The organism is Curtobacterium sp. MCPF17_031 (assembly GCF_003234035.1).
GTDB lineage: Bacteria > Actinomycetota > Actinomycetes > Actinomycetales > Microbacteriaceae > Curtobacterium.
In genome coordinates this window covers 1-14220 of sequence record NZ_QKSG01000002.1, presented here as the reverse complement: position 1 = coordinate 14220, position 14220 = coordinate 1, and the positions used below count along the sequence as shown (strand labels likewise).

Genomic DNA, 14220 nt, shown 5'->3' with positions numbered 1-14220 from the left:
TGATCGATGAGTGACGTGCGCCGTGGTGGCCCGACCGCAGTCGGACCGACAGCCGGACCGACGACCGCGGTCGCGGCCCGGAACGGGGTCGGGTACGTCTCGCAGGAGGCGACCCTGATCGAACAGACCGACCCGGGGGCGACCGTGGTGGTCGTCCCCGGGCCGGCAGGTCAGGAGGTCGGACCCACCGACGTCCTGACCTGGGTCTGGTTCCCGGAACGGTCACTGCCCGACGGGCAGACCGAACCGGCCGAGGCGGACCTCGACGGGTTCTGGGCCGCCACGGCGTTCGCACTCGACATCGTCTTCACCGACGGCACCCGGCTCAGTGCCGGGTCCGGCACCGACTCCGCCCGCGACCAGTACGGGGACGCCGTCACCCCGGAGGCGCAGGACGACGCCCGCAAGCAGTGGGTCGACCAGTGGAACCGGCGGACCGTCGACCTGTCGGCGCACGCCGGCCGGGTGGTGGACCGCCTGGAGGCGCGGCTCGGCCGGACGGACCAACCAGCGTCCGGCTCTGCTTCCGTCGGAGTCCCCGACGGCGTGGTCCGCACCGTCCGTGGCTGGCTCGACGACGTCCGGATCGAGCCAGCAGGGCCCGCCACCGGTGCCGTGCCCGCCGACGCCCGCCCGCTCGACCACGTCCGCACCACCCGCGGCACGCACTCGTCCGGCACGTTCTCCCGCGGCAACAACGCACCGCTCGTGGGGCTGCCGCACGGCGGGGTCTTCGGCCTGCCGATGACGAACGCCGCCGACAGCCGGTGGCCGTACGCCTACCAGGAGCACAACCGGCCGAGCGACAACCGGCCCGCGATCCAGGCGTTCGCCACCAGCCACCTGCCCTCACCGTGGATGGCCGACCGCGGGGTGTTCCAGGTCATGCCGTCCCCGCTCGCCGACCCCGAGGTCGACCGGACCGCCCGTGCGCTCGGCTTCGACCACGTCGACGAGCTCGACGGCCCGCACCGCTACCGGGTCGCGCTCGACGAGGGCGTCACCGCCGAGATGACCGCCGGCGAGTTCGCCCTGGCGTGGCGGTTCACCGGTGCCCGGAGCATCGTCCTCGACCACCACGGCGTGCTCCGTTCGTGCGAGGTCCGGATCGAGGACGGCGCGGCGGTCGTCGACGCTCTGCTCGACGACCGCGCCGAGACGCCACCGCACCACGTGCACCTGCGGATCGGGAACGCCGTCGCCTCGCACACGACGGTCGTCGACGGGCTGCTGCGCGGCTCGGTCGAGGTCGCCGGCGACAGTGACGTCCTGCTCGGCATCTCGACGGTGTCCGCCGAGGACGCCCGGGCGAACCTGGCGGCGGCGGGCGACTTCGACGCGATGCGCCGGCACGCCGAGGACCGGTGGGTCGCCGAGCTCGACACCCTGCAGGTCGAGGGCGCGACCGAGGACCGACTCGTGTCGATCTACTCCGGCCTGTACCGGGCGTTCCTCTACCCCACCCGCGCCGGCGAGACCGCCCTTGTCCACCAGGACGACCCGGCCGGCAGCCCGCGTCACCGGTCCCCGTACGGCGAGGTCCTGTCCGAGCCGATCCGCGACCAGCCCGGTCCGGAGGTCGTCGACGGACCGCTCACCACCACGAACGGGTTCTGGGACACCTACCGGACCGCCTGGCCGCTGCTGGCACTCCTCACCCCGGACACCGCGGCCGACCTGGCCGAGGGCGTCGTCGGCCACTTCACCGACGGTGGTTGGACCCCGCGCTGGAGTGCTCCCGGCGCCGAGGACGTGATGACCGGCACCACGAGCGACACCGTCTTCGCCGACCTCGTCGCGAAGGGCGTCGACGGGTTCGACCTCGAGCAGGCGTACCGGTCCGCGCTGCGGAACGCGACCGTCCCGGCGGGGGACCGGCGGGTCGGGCGGAAGGGGAGCCTCCCGGGCCTGTTCCGCGGGTACGTCGACACGGCGACTGGCGAGGGCATGTCGTGGACCCTGGACGCGGCCATCAACGACTGGGGTGTCGCCGTGCTGGCGGATGCCCTGGCCAACCGCGCGGTCGCGGCCGGTGACGACGTCGGCGCTGCCCGGTACCGCGCCGAGCACGAGTGGTTCGCGCGCCGTTCCCTGCAGTACCGGAACGTCTTCGACCGCGAGCGCGGGTTCTTCATCGGGCGGACGCCCGACGGCGCGTGGCGCGACGACTTCGACCCCGACGTGTGGGGCAGCGACTACACCGAGACCAACGCGTGGGGCACGATGTTCACCGCGCCGCACGACGGCGCCGGCGTCGTCGAGCTGCACGGCGGTCCGGCTGGCTTCGACGAGGCGTTCGCGCGGTTCTGGGCGCGACGGGAGACCGGTGGGACCGACCGTTCCGGCTCGTACGGGTTCGCGATCCACGAGATGACCGAGGCCCGCGACATCCGGATGGGCATGCTCGGACTGTCGAACCAGCCCGCGCACCACATCCCGTTCTTCCCCATGTTCGCCGGCCGGCACGACGACGCGCACCGCATCGTCCGGGAGTGCCTCGACCGGCTGTTCGTCGGCTCCGACCTCGGGCAGGGGTACCCCGGCGACGAGGACAACGGCGAGATGAGCGCCTGGTACGTCTTCGCGACCATCGGGCTGTACCCGCTGGCGCCGTCGACCGGGACCTACGTGATCGTGCCGCCGTCGGTCCGCCGGACCGTGCTGAACCGGGCGGGAGGGTCGCCCACCGTCATCGAGACCACCGGCAGCGGGGCGTTCATCGCCTCCGTGACCGTCGACGGCGAGCCGTGGGAGTCGGTGAGCATCCCGCACGCTGTCGTGGTCGGTGCCTCGCGCATCGAGGTCGCGCTCACCGACACACCCCGGGGGTGGGCGGCGGACAGCCGGCCGGCATCGGCCTCCGTGCTGCACGGGTACCGGGACACCCCCGACGACGTGCTGCCGGTCGGCGCGTCACCGCTCACCGACGACGCGGGAGCGACCGTCGTGGCGCTCGCGGCGGGGGAGTCCGTCGCGGTGCCGGTGACGGTCGAGGCCGTGTCGCTCGTCACGGTGACGGTCGCGGCCGCCGGTACCGCGTCGTGGCGGATCGTGCTGCGGGACGTCGACGGTACAGCGGTGCACGTGCTCGAGGGGCGGGACGAGGTGTTCGACTGGGCCGGGCAGACCCGGGTGTTCCCGTTCGTCGGCGGGGTCCACGGCGGGACCCTGACGTTCCACGCCCTGAGGCCGATCACGCTGTCGCAGCTGCAGCTCATCGTCGCGGACGGCACTTCCTGACCGGCTGTTGACGTTCTTGGCTATGGGTGTTAGCTTTGGCTAACACTCGTAGCCAGGAGGCACACATGCTCGAACACATCGAACGTGACGGCGGCACCATCGCCATCGACGTCAGCGGTACCGGACCCCTCGTCGTCCTCGCCCACGGCATGGGCGACAGCCGGCACTCGTACCGGTTCCTCGTCCCCGAACTGGTCGCCGCCGGGTACCGGGTCGCGAACGTCGACATCCGCGGCTGCGGCGACTCGAGCACCGGTTGGGCCGGGTACTCCCGCGCCGACATCGCCGGGGACCTCGTCGCCGTCGTCCGGCACCTCGGTGGCCCGGCGGTCGTCGTCGGTCAGTCGATCAGTGGCGGTGCCGCGACGATCGCCGCCGCGGACGCCCCGGAGCTCATCACCGGCGTCGTGGAACTCGCCCCCTTCACCCGGGCGCAGTCGTTCGACCTCGGCGGGTTCCTCCGCAACCGGAACCACCACCGATCCGGCACCGTCCAGCTCCTCCGGGTCATGACGGCCGGCAGCCTGCCGGGCTGGCTCGCCTACCTGGACCTGGCCGTCGCCACCAAGCCCGCCGACTGGGCCACCGAACGCGGGCACATCGAGGACACCCTGCGGCAGCCCGAGCGGATGGCCGTCCTCAAGGCGATGACGAAGACCAACCCGGCCGACGCCGGCGCTCGACTTGCCGACGTCCGTTGCCCGGTGCTCGTCGTCCAGGGCGGTGCCGACCCGGACTGGGCCGACCCCGCAGCCGAGGGTCGCCGCATCCTCGGCGACCTGCCGACCGGCCTCGGCGAACTCGCCGTCATCGAGGGAGCCGGGCACTACCCGCACCGCGAGACCCCGGCCGAGGTCATGGACCTCCTGCTCCCGTTCCTCGGGCGGACGCTCACGGCGACCACCACGGGTGGCGACCGTGCCTAGAGCCGGACTCGACCCCGCGGTCGTCACCGAGGCCGCCGCGGTCCTCGCCGACGAGAACGGCCTGGCGCAGCTGAGCATGAGCACCGTCGCGGACCGGCTCGGCGTGAAGCCGCCGTCGCTCTACAAGCACGTGGCGGGCCTCCCGGACCTGACCCGGCGGATCGCAGCCCTCGCTGCCGCCGAGCTGACCGAGGCACTGACGGAGGCGACCCGGGGGAGCACCGGACGGGAGGCCCTGGCCGCCGCCGCGCGCACCGTCCGTCGGTACGTGCAGGAGCACCCGGGCCGCTACGCCGCTACCACCGGCAGCCGACCGGCGGACGCCGACGACCCGCTCGCCACGGCCCTCGATCGGTCGCTGTCGTCGTTCGTCACGGTCCTGCGGGACTACGGGCTCGACCCGGCCGACGAGGTGCACGCGCTCCGGATGCTCCGCAGCATGCTGCACGGCTTCGCCACCCTCGAGGTGTCCGGCGGGTTCCAGCTCGGCGCCGACGTGGACGAGAGCTTCACCTGGATGATCGACTTCCTCGACCAGGGGCTGCGGGCCCGGGCTGCGGGTGGGGACGGGCGTTCGGTCGTGCCCGATGGTCGTTAGGCGGCTCGAGGGGGACCAGGAGCGACACGACCAACACCTGGGGCGGCAGCGCGACCGCCGAGAGCACGAAGCTGCGCTTCACCGCGCGCCGGCCTGGTCGACGCCTGGTTCGCCGCGCGGTGCCCGGAGGAGTGGGCGGAGTTCGTCCGACCCCGAGCCTGATCCGTCGGGGCTGACGGCCGTCACCGCCCACGCGCTGCCGACCACTCCGCGAACTCCGTCGCGACGATCCGTTCGTCGTGCAGGTCGGCCGCGTCGGCGGACGCCAACCACCGGATCGGTGCCCGCATGACGTCGGCGGGAAGCACCGCGAGGCTGCCGGGCCTCGCGGTGCCGTCGAGCATCCCGGTCGCCGTCGCACCGCCTGGCAGCAGGATGTTCGCCCGCACGGACGTGTCCGCGAGGTCCGCCGCCATGATCCGGGCGAGCGCCTCTGCTCCGGCTCGGGACGGGCCGTACGGGACGAACCCGCGTCGGTTCATCGCGCTGTGGTTCATGCTGACCGTGACGACGCGACCACCCCCGGCCTGGAGCATGCGCGGAACCACCGCCCGCGCGACGAGGAAGTAACCGGTCAGGTTCGTGTCGACCACGTCACGGAAGCCCGAGCGCGCAGAGCTGGGACGGCGACGGGACGGACCCTGTCCTCACCGGCGTCTTCGTCTCGCCGGACTTCCGAGGCCGGGGGAACGGGGTGGCCGATGCGTTGCTGGACGGCATCGTCCGGTGGGTGCACGAGCGAGGCGCTGGACGTCTCCGTTCGGACGTCCACGAGCACGCCGAGCCCGCGCGCCGCTTCTCCGCGCGTCATGGTTTCGTCCCCACCGGGCGGACACGTCCCGTCGGCTTCACCGCGGGGAACACGCTCGAACTCGCGCTGGCGCTCGACCGACCCGTGCTCGACGGACGCGCACGATGACCACGATCCGCCTGATCGAACCCGGCGACGGCCGCGCACTCTCCGACCTGCTCGTCCGCAACCGGGCGTTCCTCGCGCCGTGGAGCCCCATCCGCGCCGACGGGTACGAGACCGTCCCCGGTCAGCGGACGGACATCGACCTCGTGCTGGAGCAACACCGTCGCGGCGGGACCGTCCCGTTCGTGGTCCTCGACGATGACGGCCAGGTGGCAGGTCGTCTGACCCTCAGCGGCATCGTGCGCGGCTCGTTCCGGTCCTGCGCGATGGGGTACTGGTTGTCGGAGGACCGGACCGGCCGAGGCCTCGCGACCCGCGCAGCCGCCGCGGCGCTCGGGCATGCGTTCGACGAGCTCGGCCTGCATCGCGTCCAGGCCGAGACCCTCGTCCACAACACCGCCTCGCAGCGGGTGCTGGCCCGCAACGGTCCCGTCCAGTGCGGCCTCGCCCCGCGGTACCTCGAGATCGCGGGCCGGTGGCAGGACCACAGCATGTTCCAGCGGCTGCGTGACGATCCTCCGGTCCCGGTCGACCGTTGACTTTCCATGGCGGCAAATGATTGACTTGCCGACATGGAAAACGACCCGAGGAACAGCGCACCCAACGGCTCGGACCCGACCGACGCCCGACAGGCGCTCGCCGCGGTCGACGCGACCAGGGCCTCCGTCGCCGACCGTCTGGTGACCCCGTGGTGGTACCACCTGGCCCTGGGCCTGCTCGCCGGCGCCTACCTGGTCGGCTACGCGTTGGGCGACACCGTCGTCCGAGCGGCCGTGCTCGTCGTCTTCTTCGCCGGGATCCTCGCGCTCGTCTCGGCCTACCGCCGACTCACCGGTGTGTGGGTCTCCGGCCACCGAGCCGGAGCCGCGACCCGGTGGGCAGTGGCGATGGGCGTGTTCGATGTGGTCGCGGTCGTCGCCGCGATCTTCGTGCACGAGGCCACGGGCCTCCTCTGGCCGGTGTGGGTGCTGGCGGTGATGGTCGTCGTGGCGATGGTCGTGCTCGGACGTCGGTTCGACCGCCGGCTGCGGTCGGAGCTGCGGCAGGGCCGCGTGCAGGCCTCGTGACCGCCGCGCCGTCGACGGGTCGGGGGAGCGGCGTGAGCGGGAGGTTCGACGAGGTGGTGCACGCACCGAACCGTCTGCAGATCTGCGCGTTCCTCGATCCGCTCGACCAGGCCGAGTTCTCGGTGGTGCGCGACGTGCTCGGCGCGAGCGACTCGGTGACGAGCAAGCACGTCAAGGTGCTGCAGGACGCGGGGTACCTGACGGTGCGCAAGCCGACCGGCAAGGGGCGGGTCAAGACGTGGCTCGCACTCACCCCGGAGGGTCGCAGCGCCTACCACGGACATGTCGCCGCCTTGCGCGCACTGTTGGGCTGACGCCGGAGCGCTCGAGGGACCGCGGACGTGAGCCGATGCGGTCGTGCAGATCGGGACGGACGCTCAGGCGTGGGCGGCCAGGTGTGCGCCCCACACCGCGTAGGTGTCGCGGTACCGGTGTTCCTCCGCCTCCGGACGCCACACCGATCGCGTCAGCTCCTCCGGGAAGCCGACGACGCTGACGCGCGGGTGGTCCTCCGCCACCGCGCGAGACCGGAGGTTGAGCGCCTTCCCGTGCACGCCGGCAGCGGCCCGCGCGGGACGGGAGAGGCTGCCGGCGTTGTCGAGGGGCGGGATCTCACCGACGAGGACCCGGGCGGTGGGCGGGAGCACCTCGAGGAGTGCGGTGACGGTGTCCCGGAGGTGCTCCTCCCACATCCTCGGAGGCATGACCCGCAGGGCGTCCGTGATGCCCACCATGACGACGACGAGCTCGCACTCCTGCAGGTGTTCGCGGTGCGCGTGGACGATCGGGGGCAGCTGTCGGACGCTCGACGACGGTGCGCTCGCGATCGACCACGAGGTCCCTCGACCACATCGGCCTGCGCGCTTCCGGGCGAAGAACGCCGGGAGGGACAGCTCGTGGGTACGGACGCCGAGCGACAGTTCACCGCGCTCGCCGACGAACCAGACCCGGTCGACCGCTGACCCCGGGACGGTGCCGGCCGGGTCGTCGTCGGGGAACACGTCCCAGGCGGCGTCGGAACGGCGGAAGACGAACTCGCTCACGCGTCCGACGCGCGCCGGGATCATGAGGGCTGAACGGATCATCGCGCGGGCTCGTGACATGGGGCACCACCGCCGAACTCCCGCGTCAGCGTGTCCGCCGCGGTATCGACGTCTTTCCGTGTCCCGCCAAGCTAGTCCTCCACCATGGGGACCATCGGGGTACAGACGATCGGGGACGAGCCGGACGGCCCGGACCTCAGAAGGGGACGCCGCAGACGAGCACCGCATTGGCGAACGGCGTCGCCTCGCCGGTGCGCACGAACAGCCGCGCTCCGCCGGACATCGCCTTGAGCTGCTCGTGCGACACCGCCCGGCGCTCTGGGAACCGTTCGGCCAACCACGTCTCGGCCTCGGTCCCGGCGACCTCCGTCGCCACGACGCAGTCCTGGAAGACCGCGTCCCCGAGCAGTGCGTCGAGGACGTCGACGAAGCGCGGGACTCCGTGCACGAGGGCGAGGTCCACGACCGGGACTCCCGGCGGGATCGGGAGCCCGCAGTCCGCGACCACGACGAGGTCACCGTGGCCGAGCCGACTCAGCCCCGCGTTCAACTCCGCGTTGAGGATGCCGGTCTTCTTCATGCGTCGACTCCCTGCGCTCCGTCCGTCCCGTCCTCGGGCGCGGACTCGAGTTCGGACTCGGACTCGGGCGCGACCTCGGGCAGCACGTCGTCGAGCGTCGGGTAGGACGGCTGGGTCCCGACCCCCTGCACGGCGAACGCCCCGACCCGGACGGCCTGGCGAGCCGACTCGAGCAAGGAGCGTCCCGCGGCGAGCCCGGCGGCGAGCGCCCCGACGAACGCGTCGCCCGCGCCGGAGGTGTCGACCGCCACCACGCGCGGTGACGGCACGGCGACCACCGCTGCCGGGTCCTCGTCGTCGGAGACCAGGGCACCGCGTGCTCCGAGCGTGACGACCACGGACCGGATGCCGAGCGAGCGGAGCGTCGCGACGAGCGCGCCTTCGTCCGCCGGCACCTCGGCACCCGGGACGAGCTGCGCGAGGACGAGCGCTGCCTCGTGCTCGTTGACGACGAGCGGGTCGGCGGCGAGGACGACCTCCCGTCCGACCGGCACGACGGGCGCCAGGTTGAGCAGCACCCGCCCGGTCGCCGCCGTGGCGGCGGCGCCGACTCCGTCCGCGGGGACCTCGCCCTGCAGGACGACCACCGCGGCCGACGCGACGGTGTCCGCGGCCGCGAGCACAGCCTCCGTCCCGGTCGACGCGTTGGCCCCGGGGACCACGACGATCGTGTTCTCGCCGCTGCGGTCGACCGTGATGGTCGCGAGCCCGGTGGGGGCGTCGACCGCGCGGACGTGGGTGACGTCGACGCCGCTGTCGGCCAGGAGGCTCGTGGCCACCTTCGCCGCACCGTCGCGTCCGACGCTCCCCACCATCACGGTCGGCGCGCCTCGACGGGCGGCCGCGACGGCCTGGTTCGCACCCTTGCCACCCGGGAGCAGGGCGAAGGAGGTCGCGATGAGCGTCTCACCCGGTGCGGGGTGGCGATCGACGGTCACGACCTGGTCGACGTTGAGCGAACCCACGACGACCACGGTTCCGGTGGGACGGCTCACTTGGTGAAGTCTCCGACGTTGCTCTTGGTCACCGAGACGACGGGCACCTGGACGGTCTTGTCGGCCTTGCCGGAGACGGCCTTCACGGCCTGGTCGACCGCCAGCGCGCCGAGCTTGGCCGGCTGCTGGGCGACCGAGCTGCTCAGCGTGCCGTCCTGGATCGCCTTCAGACCGTCGGCCTCGCCGTCGAAGCCGGCGACCTTGACGCTCGTGCCGGCCTTCGCGCCCAGGGCCTTGATCGCGCCGAGTGCCATCTCGTCGTTCTCGGCGAAGACGCCGACGACGTCGGGGTGGGCCTGCAGCAGGTTGGTGGTGACGTCGAGCGCGGTGGCGCGGTCGAAGTTCGCGGTCTGCTTGCCGACGACCTTGATCCCCGGGTAGGCCTTGATGCCCTCGGCGAAGCCCTGGCCGCGGTCACGGCTGGCGGAGGTGCCCGCCTGACCCTGCAGGACGAGGATCTCGCCCTTCTCGCCGATCGCCTTCGCCAGGTCGTCGGCGGCCTGCTTGCCACCGGCGACGTTGTCGCTCGCGATGAACGAGTCGACCGAGGCGTCGTTGACGGTGCGGTCGACGGCGATGACCGGGATCTCCGCCTTGTTCAGCGCGGTGACGCTCGGGCCGGCGGCGTCGGAGTCGACCGGGTTGACGATGACGGCCTTGGTGCTGCCGCTCGAGGCGGTCTGCAGCTGGTTCGCCTGCTGGGCGGAGTCGTTCTGGGCGTCGACGACGTCGAGGGTGACGCCCTGCTTCTTCGCCTCGGCCTTCGCGCCGTCGCGGACCTCGACGAAGAACGGGTTGTTGAGCGTGGAGAGGGCGAGCGTGATCTTCATGTCGCCGCCGCCCGACGCGCCGGTGCTGCTCGTGCGGTTGCACCCGGCGGTGCCGAGGACGACCAGGCCGGCGACGACGCCGACGGTGGCGACCTTCTGGAAGGAGGAGAACTTCATCGTTGGTTCCTTTGTGGAGAGGGTGGGGAAGGAGGAAGAGGAGAGGAGCGCGTCAGCTGCTGCGCGTCTTGCGGCGGAGCACGTCGAACCCGACGGCGACCGCGATGACCAGGCCGATGACGACCTGCTGCCAGAACGAGCTGACGTTGAGCAGGTTCAGGCCGTTGCGGATCACGACGAGGACGAGCGCGCCGATGAAGGTGCCGGAGATCCGGCCGACACCGCCCGCGAGCGAGGCGCCGCCGATGACGACCGACGCGATGGCGTCGAGCTCGTAGCCGCTGGCGGCCTGCGGCTGCGCCGAGTCGAGTCGACCCGCCAGCAGCAGGCCGGCGAGTGCGGCGAACAGCCCGGACAGCCCGAACACGATGACGACGATCCGCTTGACCGGGAGGCCCGACAACCGTGCTGCCTCGGCGTTGCCCCCGACGGCGTACATGCTCCGACCGATCACGGTGCGGTTGAGGATGAAGGACGCGATCAGCGCGGCCACCACGAGGACGATGATCGGCACCGGCACGGGTCCGATGTCCCCACCGAGGAACGACACCTGGGGCGAGGTCGGCACCGGCTTGCCGTCGGAGAGCACGAGGGTCAGACCGCGGGCGACGCTGAGCATCGCCAGGGTCGCGATGAACGACGGCAGCTTGCCGTAGGCGCTGGCCAGGCCGTTCACGACGCCGGTGGCGAGTCCGGCGACGAGTCCGCCGACCAGGGCCAGCCAGCCGGGCAGCCCCGCGGTGGCGAAGAACCACGCGGAGACCATCGCCGACAGCGCGGCGACCGAGCCGACGGACAGGTCGATGCCGCCCGCGACGATCACGAAGGTCACGCCGAACGCGAGCACGGCCACGGTCGACACCTGGATGCCGATGTTGAGGATGTTGCGGCCGGTGAGGAAGTCAGGCGTCGCGATGAAGAGCGCGATGCAGAGCACGACGAGGCCGACGAGGGCGCCGTTGTTCGCCAGGAACTTCGTGAACGAGAAGGACCGGTTCGGGGCCTTCGCAGTGGTCGATGACATGCGGCATGTGCTTTCTGGTGGGTACTGCGCTGTACGCGGGGATGTGCGCGCGGGTGACCGCGCGGGAGGGGGCGCCGTCGTCAGGCGGCGTCGGCGTCCGGGACGTCGCGGGCGGCGAGGGTCATCACGGCGTCCTCGGTGGCGTCGGCACCGTCGAGTTCACCGGCGATCCGACCGTCTCGCATGACGAGGATCCGGTCACTCATGCCGAGCACCTCGGGCAGCTCGCTCGACACCATCACGACGGCACCCCCACCGGCGGTGATGGCGTTGACGAGCTCGTAGATCTCGACCTTCGCGCCGACGTCCACGCCACGGGTGGGCTCGTCGAGCAGCAGCACACTCGAGCCCGCGAGGATCCAGCGACCGAACACGGCCTTCTGCTGGTTGCCGCCGGAGAGCGACCCGATCGGCTGGTCGATGTCGTGCATCCGGATGCGGAGCCGGGCAGCGACCTGCTCGGCACGCTGCTTCTGCCCGGCGAAGTCGACGAGTCCGCCCCGGGCGCTCGACGCGAGCGTGGCGTACCCGAGGTTGTCGTTGACCGAGGCGCCGAGCACCAGGCCCTGGCCCTTGCGGTCCTCGGGCACGTGCCCGATGCCGGCGCGGATCGCCCCGGCGACGCTGCCCTTGCCGAGCTGCCGGCCGCGGACGGTGACCGTGCCGCTGTCGTACCCGTCGGCGCCCGCGATGGCCCGGACCAGTTCGGTCCGTCCGGCACCGACGAGTCCGGAGATGCCGACGATCTCCCCGGCGTGCACGTCGAAGGACACGTCCTGGAACCGGCCGGCCGCGGTGAGGTGCTCGACCCGCAGGACGGCGTCCGCGCGGTCCACCACGGCGCTGCCGGTCGGGTACTGCTCCTCGATGCTCCGGCCGACCATGAGGCGGACGAGTTCGTCCTCGGGCGTGGAGGCGGGGACCTCGGCGACGAAGTGGCCGTCGCGGAGCACGGCGACCGTGTCGCCGATCTCGGCGATCTCGTCGAGGTGGTGACTGATGAACAGCATGCCGACGCCCCGGGCCCGGAGGTCCGCGACCACGCGGAACAGGGCCTCGGTCTCGTGGCGGGTGAGGGCGGCGGTGGGCTCGTCGAGGATCAGGATCCGCGCCTCCACACTGAGCGCCTTCGCGATCTCGACCAGCTGCTGCCGTGCGATGCCGAGCTCGCCGACGGGGGTGTCGACGTCCACGTCCAGCCCGATCACCGCGAGGGCGGCCTCGGCTTGACGGCGGAGCGTCTTCCGGTCGACCAGCCCGAAGCGGGTCGGGATCCGGCCCATCATCACGTTCTCGGCGACGCTGAGCGAGCCGACCAGGTTGAGTTCCTGGTGGATCGTCGCGATGCCGAGCCGCTCCGCGGCGGAGACGGTCGGGAGGCTCACCTCGACCCCGTCGACCAGGATCCGTCCGCCGTCGGGCTGGTGGATCCCGGACATCATCTTGATGAGGGTCGACTTGCCAGCACCGTTCTCGCCCAGGAGGACCTGGACCTTCCCGGCGTGCACGTCGACGGTGACGTCGGTGATCACCTGGACGGGACCGAACGACTTGCTCACCCGGTCGAGGGTGAGGAGGGGGGTCTGCGCCATGTCAGTTCTCCGGGTGCTGCTGGGCGGCGGGGCGCGACGATGCGGCCTGCCGGACGGGTCGGATGGGGGTGGCCGAGGACGCGCGGACGATCAGTTCGCTCGGCAGACGGACGGACTCGGGGCTGCCGCCGTCGATGACGTCGCGGAGCAGGCCCACGGCGACGCGGCCCATGTCCTCGACGCTGTGGGCGACGACGGAGAGCGCGGGCTCCAACAACGAGAACCACTCGATGTCGTCGAAGGCGACGAGCGCGATGTCCTGACCGACCCGGAGGCCGAGTCGGTTGAGGATCGCGATCGCACCGACGGCCATCAGGCTGTCCGCAGCGAAGATCGCCGTGGGCGGGTCGTCGAGCTCGAGCAACGTGGTGACGCCGGCGGAACCGGACGCGGCCTGGAAGTCACCGAAGACGACGAGCTCGGGGTCCTCGCTCAGCCCGGCTGCGACGACGGCGTCCTGGTAGGCGGTGAACCGCTCGCGGCCGGTGGAGACGCTCTGTGGACCGGCGATGTACCCGATGCGGGTGTGGCCGAGGGCGGCGAGGTGTTCGACGGTCTGGCGGATGCCGGTGCTGCTGTCCGTCGTCACGCTCGGGACGTCGATGCCCGGGATCACGCGGTCGACGAACACGGTCGGGACCTCGCGGTCGACGAGCTGCTGCACGGTGCCGGTGTCGTTGCCCTGCGGAGCGACGATCACGCCGTCGACCCGGCGGGCGATGAGCGTGTCGAGGTACCGGTTCTGCTGGTCGGCTCGTTCGTTCGCGTTGCCGAGCAGCGTGACGTAGCCCTCGGCCAGCGCGGCCTGCTCGATGGTGTGGGCGAGGTCGGCGAAGAACGGGTTGCGGACGTCGGAGACCAGCAGACCGATCGTGTCCGACCGGGTGGAGCGGAGCGCGCGGGCCTGCAGGTTCGGGCGGAAGTCAAGGTCCTTCGCCGCCTGCTCGACCGCTCGGCGGGAGTCCTGACTGGTGGCCGCGTTGCCGGAGAGCACGCGGGACGCCGTCGCTGCGGAGACGCCGGCGCGGGCGGCGACGTCCTTGATGGTGACGGTGTTCATCGGTGAGCACTCCGTTGGGCGAGTCATGGAATCGATTCCATGGAATCGATTCCATGACCATAGGGACCGCCCCCGGCCTCTGTCAAGCGGCGCGGTCCCGAGCCGCGCCTGCCGAGCCGTCCGCGAAAGCGACAGTCCTGCGCCGGAGATGCGCGACGATCGGTCGCTTTCGCGGAGGAGTCGGGCGCGCCGAGACAGCGCCGGTCAGACGGCGCCGGAGCGGGGGGGGGGG

13 protein-coding genes and 2 pseudogenes are annotated in these 14220 nt (G+C 72.0%); 7 read left to right on the top strand and 8 right to left on the bottom strand.

The window, feature by feature from the left end; translation table 11 throughout:
• Positions 1-6: 6 nt before the first annotated feature.
• From DEJ31_RS03105 to DEJ31_RS03095, 3 genes are all read left to right on the top strand, one after another.
• Positions 7-3240 carry a GH92 family glycosyl hydrolase gene (locus DEJ31_RS03105; protein ID WP_111121204.1) on the top strand — a complete coding sequence of 1078 codons (3234 nt, stop codon included), beginning with the start codon at positions 7-9 and terminating at the stop codon, positions 3238-3240.
• Positions 3241-3305: 65 nt separating this feature from the next.
• On the top strand, positions 3306-4166 hold the full coding sequence (locus DEJ31_RS03100; RefSeq protein WP_110904015.1) for an alpha/beta fold hydrolase: 861 nt from the start codon (positions 3306-3308) through the stop codon (positions 4164-4166).
• Positions 4159-4764, top strand: a complete 606-nt coding sequence (locus tag DEJ31_RS03095; RefSeq protein ID WP_111121358.1) for a TetR/AcrR family transcriptional regulator — start codon at positions 4159-4161, stop codon at positions 4762-4764. Before DEJ31_RS03100 ends, DEJ31_RS03095 begins: the two co-directional genes overlap by 8 nt.
• A 182-nt stretch (positions 4765-4946) precedes the next feature.
• On the opposite strand, the pseudogene DEJ31_RS03090 reads toward DEJ31_RS03095, so the two are convergent.
• Positions 4947-5366: pseudogene (locus tag DEJ31_RS03090) on the bottom strand (SDR family NAD(P)-dependent oxidoreductase); the annotation flags it as partial.
• 38 nt (positions 5367-5404) lie between these two features.
• On the opposite strand from DEJ31_RS03090, the pseudogene DEJ31_RS03085 reads away from it, so the two are divergent.
• The 4 genes and pseudogenes from DEJ31_RS03085 to DEJ31_RS03070 form a co-directional block, all read left to right on the top strand.
• Positions 5405-5683, top strand: a pseudogene (locus DEJ31_RS03085) (GNAT family N-acetyltransferase); the annotation flags it as partial.
• Positions 5680-6219 carry a GNAT family N-acetyltransferase gene (locus tag DEJ31_RS03080; RefSeq protein ID WP_111121202.1) on the top strand — a complete coding sequence of 180 codons (540 nt, stop codon included), beginning with the start codon at positions 5680-5682 and terminating at the stop codon, positions 6217-6219. The pseudogene DEJ31_RS03085 and the gene DEJ31_RS03080, both read left to right, overlap by 4 nt.
• Positions 6220-6252: 33 nt before the next feature.
• Positions 6253-6747, top strand: coding sequence for a hypothetical protein (locus DEJ31_RS03075; RefSeq protein WP_111121201.1), 495 nt, complete (start codon positions 6253-6255; stop codon positions 6745-6747).
• 32 nt (positions 6748-6779) lie between these two features.
• Positions 6780-7061 carry a transcriptional regulator gene (locus DEJ31_RS03070; RefSeq protein WP_110904038.1) on the top strand — a complete coding sequence of 94 codons (282 nt, stop codon included), beginning with the start codon at positions 6780-6782 and terminating at the stop codon, positions 7059-7061.
• Between the two features lie 63 nt (positions 7062-7124).
• Here the strand turns inward: DEJ31_RS03070 and DEJ31_RS03065 are convergent, their stop codons facing one another.
• The 7 genes from DEJ31_RS03065 to DEJ31_RS03035 form a co-directional block, all read right to left on the bottom strand.
• Complete coding sequence (locus DEJ31_RS03065; protein ID WP_258366110.1) at positions 7125-7832, bottom strand: hypothetical protein; 708 nt, start codon at positions 7830-7832, stop codon at positions 7125-7127.
• A 154-nt stretch (positions 7833-7986) separates the two neighbouring features.
• Positions 7987-8370: a D-ribose pyranase gene (gene rbsD / locus DEJ31_RS03060; RefSeq protein ID WP_111121199.1), complete on the bottom strand. Its 384-nt coding sequence runs from the start codon at positions 8368-8370 to the stop codon at positions 7987-7989.
• Positions 8367-9365, bottom strand: a complete 999-nt coding sequence (locus tag DEJ31_RS03055; protein WP_111121198.1) for a ribokinase — start codon at positions 9363-9365, stop codon at positions 8367-8369. The genes rbsD and DEJ31_RS03055 overlap by 4 nt, the downstream gene beginning before the upstream one ends.
• The gene (locus tag DEJ31_RS03050; RefSeq protein WP_111121197.1) at positions 9362-10312 is read right to left on the bottom strand and encodes a substrate-binding domain-containing protein; all 951 of its coding nucleotides are present in this window, start codon (positions 10310-10312) and stop codon (positions 9362-9364) included. The genes DEJ31_RS03055 and DEJ31_RS03050 overlap by 4 nt, the downstream gene beginning before the upstream one ends.
• Before the next feature lie 52 nt (positions 10313-10364).
• Complete coding sequence (locus tag DEJ31_RS03045) at positions 10365-11336, bottom strand: ABC transporter permease (protein WP_110904004.1); 972 nt, start codon at positions 11334-11336, stop codon at positions 10365-10367.
• Positions 11337-11416: 80 nt separating this feature from the next.
• Positions 11417-12928, bottom strand: coding sequence for a sugar ABC transporter ATP-binding protein (locus tag DEJ31_RS03040; RefSeq protein WP_111045315.1), 1512 nt, complete (start codon positions 12926-12928; stop codon positions 11417-11419).
• 1 nt (position 12929) lies between these two features.
• Complete coding sequence (locus DEJ31_RS03035; protein WP_258366107.1) at positions 12930-14015, bottom strand: LacI family DNA-binding transcriptional regulator; 1086 nt, start codon at positions 14013-14015, stop codon at positions 12930-12932.
• Positions 14016-14220 lie beyond the last annotated feature (205 nt).

Bases quoted from the DNA above. Each gene is read 5' to 3' on its own strand.
- DEJ31_RS03040 (WP_111045315.1), bottom strand. From the start codon at position 12,928: ATGGCGCAGACCCCCCTCCTCACCCTCGACCGGGTGAGCAAGTCGTTC.
- rbsD (WP_111121199.1), bottom strand. From the start codon at position 8,370: ATGAAGAAGACCGGCATCCTCAACGCGGAGTTGAACGCGGGGCTGAGT.
- DEJ31_RS03100 (WP_110904015.1), top strand. From the start codon at position 3,306: ATGCTCGAACACATCGAACGTGACGGCGGCACCATCGCCATCGACGTC.
- DEJ31_RS03105 (WP_111121204.1), top strand. From the start codon at position 7: ATGAGTGACGTGCGCCGTGGTGGCCCGACCGCAGTCGGACCGACAGCC.
- DEJ31_RS03035 (WP_258366107.1), bottom strand. From the start codon at position 14,015: ATGACTCGCCCAACGGAGTGCTCACCGATGAACACCGTCACCATCAAG.
- DEJ31_RS03080 (WP_111121202.1), top strand. From the start codon at position 5,680: ATGACCACGATCCGCCTGATCGAACCCGGCGACGGCCGCGCACTCTCC.
- DEJ31_RS03075 (WP_111121201.1), top strand. From the start codon at position 6,253: ATGGAAAACGACCCGAGGAACAGCGCACCCAACGGCTCGGACCCGACC.
- DEJ31_RS03050 (WP_111121197.1), bottom strand. From the start codon at position 10,312: ATGAAGTTCTCCTCCTTCCAGAAGGTCGCCACCGTCGGCGTCGTCGCC.
- DEJ31_RS03045 (WP_110904004.1), bottom strand. From the start codon at position 11,336: ATGTCATCGACCACTGCGAAGGCCCCGAACCGGTCCTTCTCGTTCACG.
- DEJ31_RS03065 (WP_258366110.1), bottom strand. From the start codon at position 7,832: ATGATCCGTTCAGCCCTCATGATCCCGGCGCGCGTCGGACGCGTGAGC.